At 73.2% G+C, this 1922-nt stretch carries 2 protein-coding genes; both read left to right on the top strand.

All coding sequences use genetic code 11. The features are described 5' to 3' along the window. Positions 1 to 1484: hypothetical protein (locus AB0M20_RS40870; protein WP_364306619.1), on the top strand; the 1484-nt coding region annotated here is incomplete at its 5' end. Between the two features lie 142 nt (positions 1485 to 1626). Further along, positions 1627 to 1922: hypothetical protein (locus AB0M20_RS40865; RefSeq protein ID WP_364306617.1), on the top strand; the 296-nt coding region annotated here is incomplete at its 3' end.

Raw genomic sequence — 1922 nt, 5'->3', positions numbered from 1 at the left:
TCACCCTGCCGCCGGCCGCGGCGTTCACCGTGGGCGCCATCCCGGCCGGCACCTGGCGCCGGCCGCCCGTCGCCGACCCGACCTGGCAGCTCGCCTTCCGCGGCCTGACCTGGGTCAAGCCGCTCGCCCGCCGCGCCGCCGCCGACGGGCAGCGGCGTTCGCTCGACGCGCTGGTCCGCCAGACGTCGCTGTTCCACCGGCTCAACCCCGACCCCGGAAGCAGTGGGTACGGATGGGACGAGGGCACCGCCCTGCGCCGGCTGGAGACCGAGAACTGCCTCTTCGCGCTCACCCGGTCGGTGGCGCTGATCCCGGGCATGGTCGCCGACGTGCGCGTGCTGGCCGGCAAGCGCTACTACGGGCCGCCGCACCGCGCGGTGCACAACCACGGCCTGATGGCCAACCTGCAACTTCTCCGGGCCGGCGACCTGCTCCGCCGTCCACGATGGAAGCGGCTGGCCATCGGCCGGATCGTCGCCGAGGCGCCGCAGGCCTTCTCACGGCAGGGCATCTCGCTCGAACAGTCCTCGATGTACCAGCGCGCCAACGCCGGGCTGTGGCGGCAGGCCGCGGTCGCGCTGTCGGCCTTCCCGGAGTACGCGCCCGCGGCCGCCGCCATCCGGGCGGACGCCGACAACGCTGACCGGATGTTCAGCCTGATGACCGAGCCGGACGGCCGGATCACCCAGATCGGCGACGCCGAGGAGCTGGCCGGGCGGCCGCGCGATTTCCTGGGCGTCCAAGCGGTCCGCGACGACGAATCGGGCTGGGTCATCGGGCGCTGGCCCGGCCGCCGGGCGACGCACTACACGGTCCGATATGGACCAGAGCGGCGCGCGCACGGGCATGAGGACCGGGCCGGCGGCGTGACCTGGTCGGCGATGGGCGTGCGGGTGCTGGTCGGGCCGGGACGCTACAGCTACGACAAGGCCGACCCGTACAACCGATACCAGACCCGGCCCGACGGGCAGAACGTGGCGGTCCCGGCCGGCGGCGTCGTGCAGGGCGGCACGTCGGTCGTGACCAGCACGTTCGGGCCCGCCCGGCACTCCGTCGAGGTGCGCGACACCGTGTACGGCCCGGCGCACGTCCGCGGCGTCACGGTCGACCCGGTGACGCCACGCCTGGTGGTGTCGGACTCGTTCGAGGACACCGGCTCCTGGCGCCAGCATTGGCATCTCGACCCGCGCTGGGTACGCGTACCCGGTGCGACTTTGACCTTCCGCCACCCGGCCGGCCGGACCCTGACGATCACGACGACCGGCCGGGTGGCGAGGGTGGTCCGCGGCGCGGCGGAGGGCCCCTACGGCTGGCATTTCCCGCGCTTCCAGGTGCGCGAGCCGTCCTACCAGATCATGGTCGACAACGACGGACACCACTGCACGACGACGTTCCGCCTGAGCATCACCGCTCCGCCCCGCCGCCCTCACGATCCATCCGGCCGCCCCTCGTCTCTCGCGACCGCTCTCACGTCCCGTAGGTAAGGGCCGTTCGAGCCCGCCGGCGACCGAGTCCCGGTCAGACCCGCAGATTTGGCTCTTTGGTCCCTGGCCGTCGCCCGGCGTCAGGCGTTTGCTGGACGGTGGTACCCCGTGGAAGGGCACAGCACGAGGGAGGTCACATCAGATGACACGAACTCGCCGAACAGTCGCCGGCCTGGTCGCCGGTCTGTTGCTGCTCATCGCCCTGCCGGCGCCGGCCGCGCAGGCAGCACCGGCTCAGCCGGCCGGGCCGGACCGGTCGCCGAACGTTTCCGTCGCGCCGGACCGCACCTCCGACCCGATCCTCGACGGCACGCCGCGCAAGCCGGCCCGCGACGTCAACAAGATCAAGCAGCAGCAGCGGTCGCTGCGCGCCAGGGCCGCCGCGGCGCTGCCGGAGTTCCTCCGGGACGGCTATGTGCCACAGACGGTTCCGGCGAC

The sequence above is a fragment of the Actinoplanes sp. NPDC051633 genome (genome assembly GCF_040681735.1).
Classification (GTDB): domain Bacteria; phylum Actinomycetota; class Actinomycetes; order Mycobacteriales; family Micromonosporaceae; genus Actinoplanes.
Note: the sequence above shows the minus strand (reverse complement) of the source record. Positions and strands in the feature narration are given on the sequence as shown.